This window comes from Rubrivivax sp. A210, from assembly GCF_904426505.1.
Classification (GTDB): domain Bacteria; phylum Pseudomonadota; class Gammaproteobacteria; order Burkholderiales; family Burkholderiaceae_C; genus Rubrivivax.
Map to the genome: position 1 here is coordinate 35,767 of NZ_CAJGBN010000009.1, position 15,406 is coordinate 51,172.

Annotated in this window: 15 protein-coding genes; 6 read left to right on the plus strand and 9 right to left on the minus strand. The window is 71.4% G+C overall.

The annotated features are described in order from the left end of the window. Positions 1 to 4 precede the first annotated feature (4 nt). On the plus strand, positions 5 to 430 hold the full coding sequence (locus JMV16_RS07560; RefSeq protein ID WP_201493638.1) for a BLUF domain-containing protein: 426 nt from the start codon (positions 5 to 7) through the stop codon (positions 428 to 430). On the opposite strand, the gene JMV16_RS07565 is transcribed toward JMV16_RS07560, so the two are convergent. Further along, positions 431 to 1,633 carry an esterase/lipase family protein gene (locus tag JMV16_RS07565; RefSeq protein ID WP_201493639.1) on the minus strand — a complete coding sequence of 401 codons (1,203 nt, stop codon included), beginning with the start codon at positions 1,631 to 1,633 and terminating at the stop codon, positions 431 to 433. 129 nt (positions 1,634 to 1,762) lie between these two features. Between JMV16_RS07565 and JMV16_RS07570 the strand changes: the two genes are divergently transcribed. Together JMV16_RS07570 and JMV16_RS07575 are read left to right on the plus strand one after the other, a co-directional pair. Continuing rightward, entirely contained in the window at positions 1,763 to 2,842 is a 1,080-nt protein-coding gene (locus JMV16_RS07570; protein ID WP_201493640.1) for a malate/lactate/ureidoglycolate dehydrogenase, read from the plus strand. A 38-nt stretch (positions 2,843 to 2,880) separates the two neighbouring features. Next, positions 2,881 to 3,381, plus strand: a complete 501-nt coding sequence (locus JMV16_RS07575; RefSeq protein WP_201493641.1) for an OsmC family protein — start codon at positions 2,881 to 2,883, stop codon at positions 3,379 to 3,381. A gap of 8 nt (positions 3,382 to 3,389) precedes the next feature. Here JMV16_RS07575 and JMV16_RS07580 read toward each other — a convergent pair whose 3' ends face one another. From JMV16_RS07580 to JMV16_RS07610, 7 genes are all read right to left on the minus strand, one after another. Beyond that, positions 3,390 to 3,932 carry a LemA family protein gene (locus JMV16_RS07580; RefSeq protein WP_201493642.1) on the minus strand — a complete coding sequence of 181 codons (543 nt, stop codon included), beginning with the start codon at positions 3,930 to 3,932 and terminating at the stop codon, positions 3,390 to 3,392. A 22-nt stretch (positions 3,933 to 3,954) separates the two neighbouring features. Then, the gene (locus JMV16_RS07585) at positions 3,955 to 5,229 is read right to left on the minus strand and encodes a glutamate-5-semialdehyde dehydrogenase (RefSeq protein WP_201493643.1); all 1,275 of its coding nucleotides are present in this window, start codon (positions 5,227 to 5,229) and stop codon (positions 3,955 to 3,957) included. Positions 5,230 to 5,287: 58 nt separating this feature from the next. After that, the gene (locus JMV16_RS07590; protein WP_201493644.1) at positions 5,288 to 6,277 is read right to left on the minus strand and encodes a Bug family tripartite tricarboxylate transporter substrate binding protein; all 990 of its coding nucleotides are present in this window, start codon (positions 6,275 to 6,277) and stop codon (positions 5,288 to 5,290) included. A 70-nt stretch (positions 6,278 to 6,347) separates the two neighbouring features. After that, positions 6,348 to 7,310, minus strand: a complete 963-nt coding sequence (locus JMV16_RS07595; RefSeq protein ID WP_201493645.1) for an AEC family transporter — start codon at positions 7,308 to 7,310, stop codon at positions 6,348 to 6,350. 28 nt (positions 7,311 to 7,338) lie between these two features. Beyond that, positions 7,339 to 8,154, minus strand: a complete 816-nt coding sequence (locus JMV16_RS07600) for a phosphate/phosphite/phosphonate ABC transporter substrate-binding protein (RefSeq protein WP_201493646.1) — start codon at positions 8,152 to 8,154, stop codon at positions 7,339 to 7,341. Between the two features lie 66 nt (positions 8,155 to 8,220). After that, a complete protein-coding gene (locus tag JMV16_RS07605) occupies positions 8,221 to 8,556 on the minus strand; it encodes a DUF167 domain-containing protein (protein ID WP_201493647.1) in 336 nt (111 codons plus the stop codon). Further along, positions 8,556 to 11,144, minus strand: coding sequence for a DNA topoisomerase III (locus tag JMV16_RS07610; protein WP_201493648.1), 2,589 nt, complete (start codon positions 11,142 to 11,144; stop codon positions 8,556 to 8,558). Before JMV16_RS07610 ends, JMV16_RS07605 begins: the two co-directional genes overlap by 1 nt. Before the next feature lie 104 nt (positions 11,145 to 11,248). On the opposite strand from JMV16_RS07610, the gene JMV16_RS07615 reads away from it, so the two are divergent. The 3 genes from JMV16_RS07615 to JMV16_RS07625 are packed head-to-tail and all read left to right on the plus strand — an operon-like array spanning position 11,249 to position 13,399. Beyond that, a complete protein-coding gene (locus JMV16_RS07615) occupies positions 11,249 to 11,791 on the plus strand; it encodes an SET domain-containing protein (protein ID WP_201493649.1) in 543 nt (180 codons plus the stop codon). A gap of 10 nt (positions 11,792 to 11,801) precedes the next feature. Continuing rightward, positions 11,802 to 12,701, plus strand: a complete 900-nt coding sequence (locus tag JMV16_RS07620; protein WP_201493650.1) for a biotin--[acetyl-CoA-carboxylase] ligase — start codon at positions 11,802 to 11,804, stop codon at positions 12,699 to 12,701. A gap of 5 nt (positions 12,702 to 12,706) precedes the next feature. Further along, positions 12,707 to 13,399 carry a hypothetical protein gene (locus JMV16_RS07625; RefSeq protein ID WP_201493651.1) on the plus strand — a complete coding sequence of 231 codons (693 nt, stop codon included), beginning with the start codon at positions 12,707 to 12,709 and terminating at the stop codon, positions 13,397 to 13,399. Between the two features lie 9 nt (positions 13,400 to 13,408). On the opposite strand, the gene JMV16_RS07630 is transcribed toward JMV16_RS07625, so the two are convergent. After that, positions 13,409 to 15,346, minus strand: coding sequence for a S8 family serine peptidase (locus tag JMV16_RS07630; RefSeq protein ID WP_201493652.1), 1,938 nt, complete (start codon positions 15,344 to 15,346; stop codon positions 13,409 to 13,411). Between the last annotated feature and the right edge of the window lie 60 nt (positions 15,347 to 15,406).

Sequence of the window (15,406 nt, forward strand, 5' to 3'; positions counted from 1 at the left end):
CCCCATGCTCGTGCGACTTCTCTATGCCAGCCGCGCCGCCGAAGGCGTGGGCGCCGAGGAACTGCTGGCCATCCTGCGCCAATCCAAGGTCCACAACCCGGAGCAGGGCGTGACCGGCGTGCTGTGCTGGAGCGAGGGCATCTTCCTGCAGGTGCTCGAAGGCGGCCGCAGCGTCGTCAACCGTCTCTACAACCGCATCGCCGCCGACCCCCGCCACACGCAGGTGGAACTGCTCAGCTACGAAGAGATCGTCGAACGCCGTTTCGCCGGCTGGGCCATGGGCGAGGTCAACCTGGCGCGCCTGAACCCGGCGCTGCTGCTCAAGTATTCCGAGCGGCCGGTGCTCGACCCCTATGCGGTCTCGGGCGCGGTGTCGATGGCGCTGTTCCTGGAGTTGATGGCCACGGCCTCCATCGTCGGCCAGCCCTGATCAGGCCAGCCACGCCAGCAGCTTCGCGGCCACCGCCGGGTGGTCCAGCAGATCCCAGTGGTTGGCGCCGGTGACGACCAGCCGACGGTCCTCGTGTACGCCCAGCGCCTGGGCCGGGTCGCGGTGATCGCCCAGCGCGCTGGCCACCGGCACCAGGCCGTCGCCCAGCAGCGCGCTGCGCAGCCCGGGCTTCGCCTGCCGGGCCGTGGTGGCTGCGGCCAGGAAGGTGGCCACGCCGGCCGGCAGCGGCGTCAATTGGCGGTCGCCTGCCCGTTGCGCATGGCGGCTGCGCGCTTGCCAGTCGGCGTCCTGCACATTGCCGTAGCGCAGGTCGGTGATGCCGGCACTGCGCGCCCGCCCCAGGCGCGCGAAAGGCGCGCCGTAGGGGCTGATGCCGAGCAGGCCGTCCACCAGCCGCCCGCCGCGCTCCAGCGGCGCGCCCTGGTGCGGCGTGCCCAGGCAGACCAGGCGCGTGAGCCGGCCCATCCAGGCCTCTTCCATGCCCATTTCTGCGCCGGCGTGGCAGGCGCTGCGCGCCACCAGCCCGCCCATGCTGTGGCCGATCAGCGCCAGCTCGGTCACCGGCACCGGCCAGCTCGCCACCAGCGCCGCCAGTTGCGCCGCCAGCTCGCGACCGTTGTGCGAGACATGGAGGCCGCTGTTGTAGTGCAGGTAGACCGGCGACCAGCCGCGCTCGCGCGCCAGCAGCGCGCCGTGGTCGTGGCCGCGGCGACGCCACTGCAGGTCATTCATGCACAGGCCGTGGATCAGCACGGCAATGCGGCCGCTGGCTTGGGCCTTGTCGGGGCGGCGCAGTGCCATGGGGATGGCCAGCGGGTTGGCCGTTTCCTCCAGGTGGTCGCCCCAGACGCCACCCAGCACCGCCAGCCAGGCCTCGCGGGCCGGGTCGCGTGCGAGGCCGGCGTCGGCGCGCGGCAGCGCGTCCAGCAGCAGGCCCAGACCCTGGCCGACCAGGCGCGTGGTGCCGCGCACGCTGCGGTAGACGAAGCCGGTGATGCCGCCGGTGCGGCCTTCCGTCGCACGGCCCAGCGGCGCGCTGACCGAGGTGATGGTGTGGTGCAGCGCTTCGGCGATGTCGGCCACGCCCAGCACCCCGTCCACGCCCAGCTGAGCCAGGCCGCGCAGGTCGGCGGCCCGCAGGGGGATTCGGCGCGGCGGTGTGGGGGCGGTGAGGTCGGTCATGGGCGCGGGCGAGGCTCGGGAATATCGTCCGACTATGCGGCGGCATCCGCCGCTGCCGCGAGAGGCCCGCGCCTAATTGGGGCGCTTCCCCCAATCGCCGCGCCGGCCGCCGCCGACTAGCATCGCCCGATGCAAACCGCCGACCCCCTGATCCCGCTGCCCCGTCTGCTGGACGCGATGCGCCTGCTGGTGCGCGGTTTCGGCAGCCGCGAGGACGAGGTGGAGGCCGTGGTGCAGCGCCTGGTCGAGGCCAATCTCACCGGCCACGATTCGCATGGCATCGGCATGCTGCCGCGCTACGTCTCGTCGTACCTCGAAGGCGGCCTGCAGCCCAATGCCGGGATCGCGGTCGAGATGGACGGCGGCGCGTTGCTGCGCCTGGACGGCCGCGCCGGCTTCGGCCAGGTCGTGGGCCAGCAGGCCATGGCGCTGGGGATAGAGCGCGCCCAGGCCCACGGCAGCTGCATCGTGGCGCTGGGCAATGCCCACCACCTGGGCCGCATCGGCGCCTGGGCCGAGCAGGTGGCGGCGGCCGGCCTGGTGTCGATGCACTTCGTCAACGTCATCAGCCGCGTCATCGTCGCTCCGCATGGCGGCGCCGATGCGCGCTTCGGCACCAACCCTTTCTGCGCCGGCGTGCCGCTGGCCGGGCGGGCGCCGGTGATCCTGGACTTCGCCACCAGCGTCATCGCCCAGGGCAAGACGCGCGTGGCCCACAACAAGGGCGAGACGGTGGATCCCGGCTGCCTGATCGACCACCAGGGCCGGCCCACGCAAGACCCGCGTTACGGCGTGATCCCGCCCTATGGCGCCCTGCTCACCTTCGGCGGCCACAAGGGCTATGGCCTGGCGCTGATGTGCGAGCTGCTGGGCGGCGCGCTGGCCGCCGGCCTGACCCAGCGCGAGGCCGACAACGGCAAGAAGCGCGTGCTCAACGGCATGCTCAGCGTGCTGATCGACCCCGGTCGCCTGGCCGACCGCGCTGCCTTCGAGGCCGAGGCCCTGGCCTTTCTCGATTGGGTGCAGGCCAGTCCCACGCGCGCAGGCGGCGAGCCGGTGCAGGTGGCCGGCGACGCCGAACGCGCCTGGCGCGCACGCCGCACGGCCGAGGGCGTGCCGGTGGATGCCACGAGCTGGGCCGAGATCCTAGACGCCGCGGCACGCCTGGGCGTGGACCCGGCGGCGGTGCGGGTCGCGGCCGGTGTCTGAATCTGCAACCGCCGCTTGCGGCGCCACGAGGTAATCCCATGAAGATCGAGGAATTGCGCGCCATCCAGGCGCCGTTGAAGGCGCGCTATCAAGAGACCCCCGAGGCCGCACTGATCACGCTGCGCGCCGAAGGCCGACTGGGCGAGGGCGTGAGCTGCCGCGTCGAGACCGGCCGCGCCCTGGTCACCGCCGGCCTGCACCCGGCTGGCGGCGGCACCGGCATGGAGGCTTGTTCGGGCGACATGCTGCTCGAAGCCCTGGTGGCCTGCGCCGGCGTCACACTCAATGCGGTGGCCAAGGCGCTGGGCATCGCGCTGCGCGACGCCCGCCTCGAGGCCGAGGGCCTGCTCGACATGCGCGGCACGCTGGGCGTGGCCAAGGACGCGCCGGTGGGCTTCAAGAGCATCGCGCTCAGGTTCGTGCTCGACACCGATGCTTCTGACGAGCAGGTGGCCACGCTGCTGCGGCTGACCGAGCGCTACTGTGTCATCTACCAGACGCTGGCCCACCCGCCGGTGCTGCAGGCAGTGCGCGCCTGAGGGTCTCTTCAGATGCGCCCGGCCGGCTTGAAGCCGCAGAGGCGGGCCAGCAGCCGCGTCGGGAAGACTTCCAGCGCCGCGTTGTGCGCCGCGACCGCGTCGTTGAAGAACTGGCGCGCGAAGGGCAGGCGCTGCTGGGCGTCGCGCCAGGCCGCCACCAGCGGCGCCACGGTGTCGCTGCGCGCCAGTTCGCTCTGCTGGTCGAGCAGGGCGAAGACGCGGGACGAGGCCGCGGCCAGCGCCGCCTCGGCCGCCAGCCAGGCCGCGGCGCGGTCCTGCAGCACGGGCTTGTCACCCAGGCTGGCGGCGGCGCGCTCGGCGGTTGAGAGGGCCGCGCGCCAGGCCTGCAGAGCGCCGGCCTCGGCGGCCAGCGGCAGGGCCAGCGCGTCGGCCAGCGGGGCGGCGGTGGCGCGCTGCTGCAGCGCCTCGGCCACACGCTGCCAGGCCTGGGCGATGCCGTTGCGCTGGGCCATCAGGCGGTTGTAGCCGCCCACCATCCAGAACAGCAGCACGGCGGCAAAGCCCAGCACCGCAATTTGTTCGGCGTTCATGCCGGCCTCGTCCGGGCCGCCTTCATCCGCGCACCTCGCCCTGGCCCAGCACCACCCATTTCATCGAGGTCAGGCCTTCCAGCCCCACCGGCCCGCGGGCGTGGAACTTGTCGGTGCTGATGCCGATCTCGGCGCCCAGGCCGTATTCGAAGCCGTCGGCAAAGCGCGTGCTGGCGTTGACCATCACGCTGGCCGAGTCGACCTCGCGCAGAAAGCGCATCGCGTTCGGGTGGTGCGTGGTGAGGATGGCGTCGGTGTGGTGCGAGCCGAAGCGATTGATGTGGGCAATCGCCTCGTCGAGACTGTCGACCAGCTTGATGCTGATGACGGGTGCGAGGTACTCGGTGGCCCAGTCGGCCTCGGTGGCGCGCACCACCAGCGGCTGCGGGCCCAGCAGCGCCGCGGCGCGGGCGCAGCAGCGCATCTCCACGCCCTTGGCGGCAAAGACCGCGCCGATGCGCGGCAGAAAGGCGGCTGCCTGGGCCGCGTGTACCAGCAGCGATTCGGCCGCATTGCAGGGGCTGTACTTCTGCGTCTTGGCGTTGTCGGTGACGGTGACGGCCAGATCGAGGTCGACCTCGGCATCGACATAGACATGGCAGTTGCCGTCCAGGTGCTTGATCACCGGCACGCGGGCCTCGGCACTGATGCGCTCGATCAGGCCCTTGCCGCCGCGCGGGATGACCACGTCCACGCACTCGGGCATCGTGATCAGGCGGCCGACGGCGGCGCGGTCGGTCGTCTCGATCAGCTGCACCGCGTCGGCCGGCAGGCCGGCCTCGACCAGGGCCGCCTGCACCAGGCGCCAGAGCGCCAGGTTGGACTGCAGCGCCTCGCTGCCGCCGCGCAGGATGCAGGCGTTGCCGCTCTTGATGGCCAGCGAGGCAGCCTCGATGGTGACGTTGGGCCGGCTCTCGTAGATCATCGCGAACACGCCCAGCGGCACGCGCATCTGGCCCACGGCGATGCCGCTGGGGCGGCGGCGCAGGCCGGAGATCTCGCCCACCGGGTCGGGCATGGCGGCGATCTGCTCGCAGCCCTCGGCGACGGTGGCGATGACTTTCGGCGTCAGCTTGAGGCGGTCGACCAGCGGCTCGGCCAAGCCGGCGGTGCGCGCGGCGGCCAGGTCCCGCTCGTTGGCGGCGGCGAGTTCGCTGCCGGCCTCGCGCAGGCGCCGCGCCAGGGCGCGCAGTGCCTGGTCCTTGGCGGCGGTGGTGGCGGCGGCCATGGCGGTGGCGGCGGCGCGGGCCAGGGCGCCCACATGGGCAACATAAGCGGGGATGTCGGTGGGCGTCATGGGGCGATTGTCCCAAATCCGCCCTGGCGCCGTGTGGTGACAGCCCGCGCGTCGGCGATCAATCGGGCTTGATCTTGGCGCGGGCGACCACGGCCTTCCAGCGCTTCTGCTCAGCCGCGATGAAGGCGCCGAACTCGGCCGGCGTGCTGCCCACGCCGATGGCGGCATCGGCGCCCAGCTTCTCGCTCGCGCTGGGCTGCTTGACCGCCGCCGCGGCGGCCAGGGCCAGCTTGTCGGCCGCCGCTTGCGGCAGCGAGGCCGGTGCCATGAGGCCGTACCACTGCGTCATCTCGAAGCCCGGCCAGCCCTGCTCGGCCACCGTGGGCACGTCGGGCAGCTGGGCAATGCGCTGGGTGGTGCCGGTGGCGATGCAGCGCAGCTTGCCGGTCTTGATGAACTGCATCACCGCCGCCGCGCCCACCGAGGCGGCATCCAGCCGGCCGGCCAGCAGGTCGGTGAGCTGCGGCCCGGTGCCGCGGTAGGGCACATGCAGCATGAAGGTCTCGCTCACCATCTTCAGGTATTCCATCGCCAGATGGCCGGCGCTGCCATTGCCGGCCGAGCCGTAGTTGATCTTGCCCGGGTTCTTCCTGGCGTAGGCGATGAACTCCCTGAGGTTGTGTACCGGCAGGTCGGGCCGCACCAGATAGAGACTGGGCACCTTGGCCAGCAGCGAGATGGGCCGGAAATCCTTGCTGGGGTCGTAGGGCAGCTTGTCGAACATGTAGGGGTTCACGGCCAGCGTGCCGATGTGGCCCAGGATCAGCGTGTGCTGGTCGTCGGCGCGCGCCACCTCCTGCATCGCCACGTTGCCGGCGGCGCCCGGCTTGTTCTCGACATAGACCGACTGGCCCAGCAGCCTGGACATCTCCACCGCGGCAGTGCGGGCCACGATCTCGCTGCTGCCGCCGGGCGCGAAGGGCACGACGAAGCGGATGGCCTTGCTCGGCCAGGGCTGCTGGGCCCGCAGGCGCGGCAGGGCCAGCGCGGTGGCGGCGCCGGCGCCCCATTGCAGCAGCTGGCGGCGGGGCAGTTGTCGGGCTTGCATGGCGGGTCTCCGGTGCTTTTGAGGTGGCGGCGATGATGCCCGCGCCGCGGCGGCCGGCGCCTGAGCCGGGTCAAGCCGGCAGCAGCGCGAGCAGCGTGAGCCAGAAGCCGGCGGTGAGCACGAAGGCCAGGGTCGAGAGCACGATCACGGCGCTGGCCTCGGCCTGCAGGGTCTCGTAGCGCTGGGCGAAGATGAGGGCATTGCTGCCCGCCGGCAGCGCCGCCATCATCACCAGCACCCCGAGCGGCATGCCGCTCAGACCAAAACCCCAGTGCGCCACCACCAGCACCACGGCCGGCATCAGCAGCAGCTTGTAGGCGCCCACGGCCAGGGCGCCGCGCAGGTGGCCGCGCAGGCCGTGGCTGTCCAGCGAGACGCCGATCAGCACCAGGCACACCGGCACCACGGCGCTGCCCAGGGCCGCCAGGGCCTCGTCGGCCACCGGGTGCAGGCCGATGCCGCTGAGGTTCCAGGCCATGCCGGCCAGCGCCGGCAGCACCACCGGGTGGACGATGGCGTTGCGCACCGTGCTGCGCACGGCCGAGAAGCGCGAGGCCGCGGGGTCGGCGCGCGCCAGGTCGGCCTCGACCAGCACCGTCAGCAGTGTCAGCAGCAGCACGCCATGTACGCTGACCAGGGTGATGTGCAACGCCAGCCCGGGCTCGCCCCAGATGGCCGTGACCAGCGGTATGCCCACCTGCACCGTGTTGCCGTAGACCGCGGCCACGGTGCGCGTGGCCGCGGCCGGGCCGGGGCCGGCCGCGCGGCGTGCCTGCCAGAGGTAGAAGGCGATCAGTACCGCCATCGCCGGCACGAAGTAGGCCGCCAGCGTGCGCCAGGGCAGGGCCGACAGGTCCAGCCGCACCATGGTGCGGAAGAGCAGGGCCGGCACGAAGAGGTAGAAGGCGGTATTGCCCAGCGTGCGCGAGGGATCGCCGGCGCCGCGGCCCAGCCAGCCCTGGCGCGAGGCAATCCAGCCCAGGGCCGCCGTGAAGACGATGGCCAGCAGCTTCCAGGCGACGGCCAGCGTCATCGCGCGATGGCCGTCGCGCGGCGCTGCATCACAGGCCCAGCCAGCGGCCCAGGTCAAGCAGGGCCGCGGTGTCGTAGCTGGTGTAGCCGCTCACCTTGAGGGTCTCGAGCTTCTTGCGCCCGGCCTCGGAGGCGTCCAGCGTCGTGAAATAGCCGCGCAGGCGCTCCACCTGCTCGGCGCTCAGCGCGGGGCTGGCGATGACGTGCTTGATCGGCACCGGGCGCGAGCGCGCCAGCACGCGCCCGCCCTTGCTCTCCCAGTCCTTGACGACGGCGTTGGACGCGGTGGCGCCGACGTGGGTGAAGGTGTGCTCCACCATGAAGGGCACGGCGTCCTGGTAGCGCGTGTAGGTCATCTCGCAGCGCTTGTCGCCGCCCAGCGCGTCGCGCAGCGTGGCGCGCGTGATCCAGGCGGTGATGGAGTCTTCCTCGGGTGCGCCGCAGCGGCGTTCGCGCAGTTCGGCCAGCGACTTGAGCGGCGAATCGGCGCGCACCAGGAAGCGCGCCGCGTACTCGGTATAGCCCTTGGTCACGGCCACCAGCCGGTAGCCGCTGTTCTTGATGGCGAGGATGGAAATGTGGGTCGGGTGTACCAGTGCCAGGTCGTAGCTCTTGTCGGCCAGGCCGCGGCGCAGCGTCGGGTAGTCGCTCACCGGCTCCACCCGCACCGGCTGGCCGAGCTGGGTGCTGAGGTCGGCCGCGATGGCGGCATAGCGGGCGCGGATTTCCTCGCTGCCGACGCGGTAGGTGACGCCCTCGTTGACCGCAAACACCAGGGCCTGGGCCCACGACGACAGGCCGACCAGCCAGAGGACGAACACGAGGCGCAGCGGGGAGTACTTCATGGTGGACCGGCGTTGTCGGGGTGGCGCATCATAGGTGGGCAGTCAGTGCGGTTTGCGCGCCATTCTTCACGGCGCCTGCTGCGCTGATGGGGTCGGCGCCAGCACGCGCACCAGCCAGGCCGCCACGACGGCCGGCGGCGCGTCAATCTCGATCTGCTTGCGCCGCGCGGTGTCGCCGCGCAGCAGGCTCACGGCGCGCTTGGGAAGATCCAGCTCGTCGGCCAGCCAGGCCAGCAGCCGTTCATTGGCCTTGCCCTCGACCGGCGGCGCGGCCAGGCGCACGCGCAGGCAGCCGTCGTGCAGGCCGTCGGCGCCGGTGCGGCGGGCATTGGGCACCACGGCCACCAGCAGCCGGCAGGCGCCGCCGTGCTCGCTCAGGCAGGGCGGCGCCGTTGGCTCCATCAGGCCGCGGTCTTCTTGGCCGCCGCCTTCTTGGCCGGCACGCGGGCGGCGCGCGGCTCGAACTCGAAGCCGACCTTGCCTTCCTTGCCGTCCCAGGCCAGGAAGGCCTTGAACTTGCGCTGGGTTCGGTTGGAGACGAAGTTCTCCAGCAGGCTGGACTTGCCGGTGCTCAACAGCTTGTGCAGTTCCTCGTGATTCACCGGCTGCTGCAGGATGATCTTGCCGGTCTTGAAGTCGCAGGTGACGTGGGCGCCGACGCTGTGCTCGCAGACGTAGTTGCTGCCATGCTCGTAGACATGGCCCTTGCACTTGGGGCAGGCGCCCAGGCTGGCCTGGCCCGAGAAGTCCACCGGCTCGCCGTTGCCCTCGGCGTTCTTGGCGTCCTCGCCGAAGTCGAACTCCAGCTTCCAGTTGGCGATTTCCTCGTCGCGCACCAGGTTGATCGGTGCCGTGAAGGGGAAGCCCTGGCGCGAGCGGAAGCCCTCCAGCGGGCCGATGCGCTTGTCGCGGATGAAGGCTTCGGCCTCGGCGGTCTCGAAGGCGCGGCCGGCGGGCGTCTTGGTGATGGAGAAGCCGCAGCCTTCGGTCATCCCGTCGGGCCCGGTGCAGCCGAAGCGGCGGTAGTTCTCCTTCACCACGCCGCCGCAGTTGGGGCAGGGCACGGCCAGCGTGGCGTAGTCGCCGGGGATGGTGTCGCGGTCGTATTCCTTGGCCTTGCGCACGATGCGCTCGGCCATCTTGGCGATCTCGGCCATGAAGGCCTCGCGCTTGAGGCGGCCGTGCTCCATCTCGGCGAGCTGGTGCTCCCAGTTGCCGGTGAGGTCGGGGCGTGTCAGGTCCTCGATGGCCAGGCCGCGCAGCAGCGTCATCAGCTGGAAACTCTTGGCCGTGGGTACCAGCTCGCGGCCGTCGCGCAGCATGTACTTTTCGGCGATCAGGCCTTCAATGGTCTGCGCTCTTGTCGCCGGCGTGCCCAGGCCCTTTTCCTTCATCGCGTCGCGCAGTTCCTCGTCTTCGATCAACTTGCCCGCGCCTTCCATCGCGCTCAGCAGCGTGGCCTCGGTGTAGCGCGCCGGCGGCTTGGTCTTGAGCGCGTTGACGGCCACGTTCTCGGTGCGCACCCGCTCGCCCTGCGCCACGGCCACCAGATTGGCGTCCTCGTCCTGGGCTTCCTTGCCGTAGACGGCCAGCCAGCCGGCGTTGACCAGCACCTTGCCATTGGTCTGGAACACATGTTCGCGCCCGCCATTCACCACCGTGCTGATGCGCGTGGTGACCATGAATTCGGCTGCCGGGTAGAACACCGCCAGGAAGCGCTTGACCACCAGGTCGTAGAGCTTGACCTCCAGTTCGGTCAGGCTCTTGGGTGCCTGCAGCGTGGGGATGATGGCGAAGTGGTCGGAGACCTTGGTGTTGTCGAAAACGCGCTTGGTGGGCTTGATGTAGCCCTCCTTGAGGGCCTTGGCGGCGTGGGCCGAGATCTCGCGCAGCGGTCCGGGCAGGTCTTCCTTGGACAGCATGGCCACCGTGTTCTTCACCGTGGCCAGGTAGTCCTCGGGCAGGGCGCGACTGTCGGTACGCGGGTAGGTCAGCACCTTGTGCTTCTCGTACAGCGCCTGCGCGATGGACAGCGTGGTCTTGGCGGAAAAGCCGAAGCGGCCGTTGGCCTCGCGCTGCAGCGTCGTCAGGTCGTACAGCAGCGGGCTGGCCTGGGTGCTGGGCTTGGCCTCGTCCACCACGGTGGCCGGCTGGCCGCGCACCGCCTGCGCGATGGCCTGGGCATCGGCCTCGTTCCACAGGCGGTCGGCGCGCGCCTCGGCGTCATCCGGGTTCTTCTTCCACTTGGGGTCGAACCATTTGCCGTCGTACTGGCCGGCCTGGGCGTCGAAGCTGGCTTTCACCTCCCAGTAGGGACGGCTGACGTGCTTGCGGATCTTCTCTTCGCGCTCGACCACGATGGACAGCGTGGGCGTCTGCACGCGGCCCACGGTGGTGAGAAAGAAGCCGCCGTCGCGCGAGTTGAAGGCCGTCATCGCCCGTGTGCCGTTGATGCCCACCAGCCAGTCGGCCTCGCTGCGGCTGCGCGCGGCATCGGCCAGGCCCAGCATCTGTTTGTCGCTCTTCAGCTGATCGAAGCCGTCGCGTATGGCCTGCGGCGTCATGCTCTGCAGCCACAGCCGCGTGATCGGCTTGCCGTGCGGCTTGTCGCCATAGGCGTATTGCAGGATGAGGCGGAAGATCAGCTCGCCCTCGCGCCCGGCGTCGCAGGCGTTCACGATGGCGCCCACGTCCTTGCGCTTGACCAGCTTGACCACCGCGTTGAGCCGCGTCTTGGCCTTGTCGATGGGCGCCACGTCAAAGTGTGGCGGCACCACCGGCAGGTGGGCGAAGCTCCACTTGCCACGCTTGACCTCGTATTCGTCGGGTGCCTTGATCTCGACCAGGTGGCCCACGGCCGAGGTGACGACGAAGTCGTCGTTCTCGAAATGCTCGGCGTGCTTCTCGAACTTGCCCTTGCTCGGGGTCAGCGCGCGCACGATGTCCTGCGCCACGCTGGGCTTTTCCGCGATGATGATCGTTTTGCTCATGGTTCCTTTTGCGCCCTGCGCCCGGGCCTGGTGCGCAAGGCGATGCCTACAATCGGCCCGTCTCGCGCGCACGCACGCGCGCTCGTACGATCTCAATGTACCCAATGAGCAAGACCGCGCAAGCCGCTGCCCGCAGACCGTCGGCCGCATCCGACACCCCGGCCCCGGCCGCCAGGGCTGACAACCGCCGCGTGCAGGTGCGCCGCTCGGGCATCCACGGCAAGGGGCTGTTCGTGCTGCAGCCTATCGCCGAAGGTGAGCGCATCCTCGAGTACAAGGGCGAGACCATCACCTGGCGCCAGGCGCAGAAGCGCCACCCGCACGATCCGGCCCAGCCCAACCACACCTTCTTCTTCCACCTCGACGACAAGCACGTCATCGACGGCGGCGTCGGCGGCAATGCCTCGCGCTGGATCAACCACGCGTGTACGCCCAACTGTGTGGCCGAAGAGGTGGACCGCCGCATCTTCATCCACGCCGCGCGCAATCTCGAGGTCGGCGAAGAGATCTTCTACGACTACAGCCTGGTCATCGACGAGCGCTACACGGCGGCGCTGAAGAAGGAATACGCCTGCCACTGCGGCGCCGCCGACTGCCGCGGCACCATGCTGGCCGCCAAGCGGCCGCGGGCCAAGAAGAGCAAATGAACATTCGCCCATGAACAACCGCCAACACCTCAGCTGGGGCGCCACGGCGCTGTGGGAGCGCCTCGCGCCGCTGCTGCCCGGCATCGCGGTCGAGGTGGTGGCGCGCGCCGATTCCACCAACACGCGGCTGCTCGACCGCGCCCGCAACAGCAGCGGCCTGCGCGACGCGCCCATCACGCGCCCGGGCGAGATCGACGCCGGCCACGGCGGCCCGCGCACGCCCCACGGCCGCCGCCGCCAGGACTTGCAGCCCTGCCTGCTGGTGGCCGAAGAGCAGACCCAGGGCCGAGGCCGCCTGGGGCGCGACTGGGTGGCCAGCGCCGGTGCCTCGCTCACCTTCTCGCTGGCGCTGCCGCTGGCGCCTGCGCAGTGGAGCGGCCTGTCGCTGGCCGTGGGCCTGGCGCTGGCCGAGGCGCTGGACCCGGCTGAAGCCAGCGCAGCGCCCCGCATCGGCCTCAAGTGGCCCAATGACCTGTGGCTGCTCGAAAGCCCGGGCCGGGGGCGCAAGCTGGGCGGCATCCTGATCGAGACCGTCAGCGTCGGCGAGCACCGTGTCTGCGTCATCGGCGTCGGGCTCAATGTGCTGCCGCAACCGGCCGAAGGCCTGGCCCATGGCTATGCCTGCCTGCGGGAACTCGACCCCGAGATCAGCGCGCCGCGCGCCCTGGCCCTGGTGACCGAGCCCCTGGTGCGGGCGATCAGGCGCTTCGAGTCCGAGGGCTTCGCGACTTTTGTGGCCGCCTACCGCCAGCGCGACCTGCTGCTGGGCCAGCCGGTCACGGTGGCCGCGCCCGAGCCCTTCGATGGCGAAGCCGAGGGCGTGGACGCGCACGGTGCCCTTCTCGTGCGCAGCGGCGAAGTCCACAGCGTCGTCAGCGGCGAAGTCAGCGTGCGGCTGCACCGGGCCTGAAGACCATGTTGCGCGCACTGGCTGCAGGGCTGCTTCTCGCCAACCTGGTGTTCTTCGGCTGGACCCACGGCTGGTACGCGCCCGGCTGGCAGCCGCCGCGCCACGGCGAGCGCGAGCCCGAGCGCCTGGCGGCCCAGGTGCGGCCCGAAAGCGTGAACGTGCTGCCGCCCAAGGCCGCCAGCGCCGCCCTCAGCGCGGCGCGCGCCGCGGCCCTGCAATGCCTGGAGGCCGGCCCGCTGGGCGAAGCCGAGCTGGCCGCTGCCGAGGCAGTGCTGGAAGCGGCGCAACTGCCCGAAGGCCGCATGACGCGCGACCCGGTGCAGGGCCCGCCCGGCTGGCTGGTGTTTGCCGGCCGCTATGCCGATGCCACGCTGCGCCAGGTGCGCGAGGACGAGTTGCGCAAGCTGGGCATCAATTTCGAGTCTGCCGGCGCCGGCCCGGTGCCGGCTGAGCTGGCGCCCGGCCTCGTGCTGTCGCGCCACTCCAGCCGCGAGGCCGCCGAGGCGGCCATGGCCGCGGCCTCGGCCAGCGCCGGTGCGCGCCTGCGCGGCGTGCGCGTGGTGCAACTGCCGCCGCCACCGCTCAAGCAGTGGCTGCGCATCAACCAGATCGAGCCCGAACTGGCCGAGAAGCTGCGCGCGTTGCCGGCGGCCGAGTTGCCGGGCGGCTTTCGGCCCTGCGCCGCGGCGCGTTCCTGACCGCCTCGGTCAGCGTCGGCGCGCCAGCGCTCCGGCCGCCAGCAGCAGGCCGGCCAGCCAGGCCGGTGAGGTGGCGCCACCGCCACTGCCCGAACTGCTGGGCGCGGCAGCCACCGTCACCGTCTGCGTCGCCGTGGCCGTGCCGCCGGCGTTGTCGGCGATGGTCAGCTGCATCGTGAAGCTGCCGGCGCCGCTGGGCGTGACGGTCACTGTGGCCGCGTTGTCGGTCGAGCTCAGGCCGCTGACGATGCCGCCGCCGCTTTGCACCGTCCAGGCGTAGACGATCTGGGTGCCGGGCGCGGGCACGCTGCCGGCGGCGCTGAGCGTCACCGGGGCGCCGGCGGTGGGCGTGGCGGTGGTGACGCTGATGCGCGCCAGCGGCGAGCCGGCCGCGGCGGCCAGGGCCTGGCCGGCGTCGAGCATGCCGGCGCCGCAGGTGGTGGTGGTGCAGTAGCACTGGACCTGCGGGACGCCTACGCTGGGCGCATGGCACTGCGGCACCGGCTGGCCGTTGGCGCCGTCGCCGGCGCCGGTGGTCGGAAAGGCGCGTGCCGTCGCCTTGAGCAGGGCCAGCGTCTCTGCCGGCGTCAGCGCCGGTTGCTTGGACATCATCAGCGCCGCCACGCCGGCCACCAGCGGGGCCGAGAAGCTGGTTCCGACCTCGAAGCGGAAGCTGTCGAACCAGGCCGAGGCCAGTGGGCCCGTGGTGCCGGTGTTGGTGGCGGCCAGCACCGGGAAGAGGCAGGGCTCGCCTATGGTGAAGTCGTTGACGCAATTGCCGCCTGGGGCCGACAGCCCGACTTCTGGGCCGACGTTTGAAAAGCCGACCTTGGTTCCGAGATGGCGAATCGCCGCCACAGTGGCTACGCCAGCGCAGTTGCCGGGTTCGCCCACCGGCCCGCCATCATCATTGCCTGCGGCAACCACCACAAGGGCGCCTTCGCGCGTGACCTCGGCTACTGCGTCGCGGTAGTCAGGGCTGCAAGTGCATGGGGCGTCGGCAGTGCATTCCGAGCCCAGGCTCATGTTGATGACCCGGGCCGGATTTGGGTTGACTTCGGGCACGATGCCGGGTACCCGAATTCCCACGGCCCAGCGCATCGCGGCCAGGATGTCGGAGGTGAAGCCGCCGCACTTGCCCAGCACGCGCAGCGGCAACAGGCGCACGCCCGGCGCCGTGCCGGCCATGCCGACGCCGTTGTCGGTGGCTGCGGCTATCAGGCTGGCGGTGGCGGTGCCGTGCCAGGTGCTGGTGCCGCTGCCGCAGGCGCTGCCTGGGTCGCTGGCGTCGGCGTCGCGACCGTCGCCATCGCCCGCGGTGGTGAGGTTAACGACGAAGTCATAACCCGGCAGCACATTGCCGCCCAGGGCCACTGGGACGAGGTCGGGGTGATCGAAGCGGATGCCGCTGTCGAGTACCGCTACCACCACCTTGGTGCTGCCGCGGGTTTGGGTCCAGGCGGTCTCGACGTCGATGGCCGACTTGAGGGTGTCGGTGGGTGCGCGCAGATACCACTGGCCGCTGTCGGGACCGCTGGGCGCCGCACCCGAAATTGGCAGATAGAGCGGGTCGTTGGGGGCAGCCGCGTAGCGCGCACGCCGGTTGGGCACCGCGTACTCGACTTCGGGGTCGGCGGCCAGGCGTGCCGCCAGCGTGGCGGCGTCCATGCCGGCGGCGCGCACCACCTGCACCCGCTCGCCGGCCGCCGCGCCGGCTTCGAGCGCCATTCCCACGCGCTGGCCCAGGGCGCCGGCTCGGCGGGCCAGCACCAGGGCGGCGGCGCTGGCATCGCTGCGCGCGGCCATCGCGTGGGCGCGCAGCGTGCCGGCGTCGACCCTGAACTTGACGATCACCTCGCCCACCGGCGCGGCCTGCTGGGCCAGGGCGGAGGTGCAGAGGGCGAGCGCGGCCAGCAGCAGCAGCGCGGCAAGGCGGTGGGGCATCATGGCCCCAGTGTAGGGGGGCCGAAGGCCGGGCGCGGGCCGCTGGCGCGCGCCCGGCAGCGG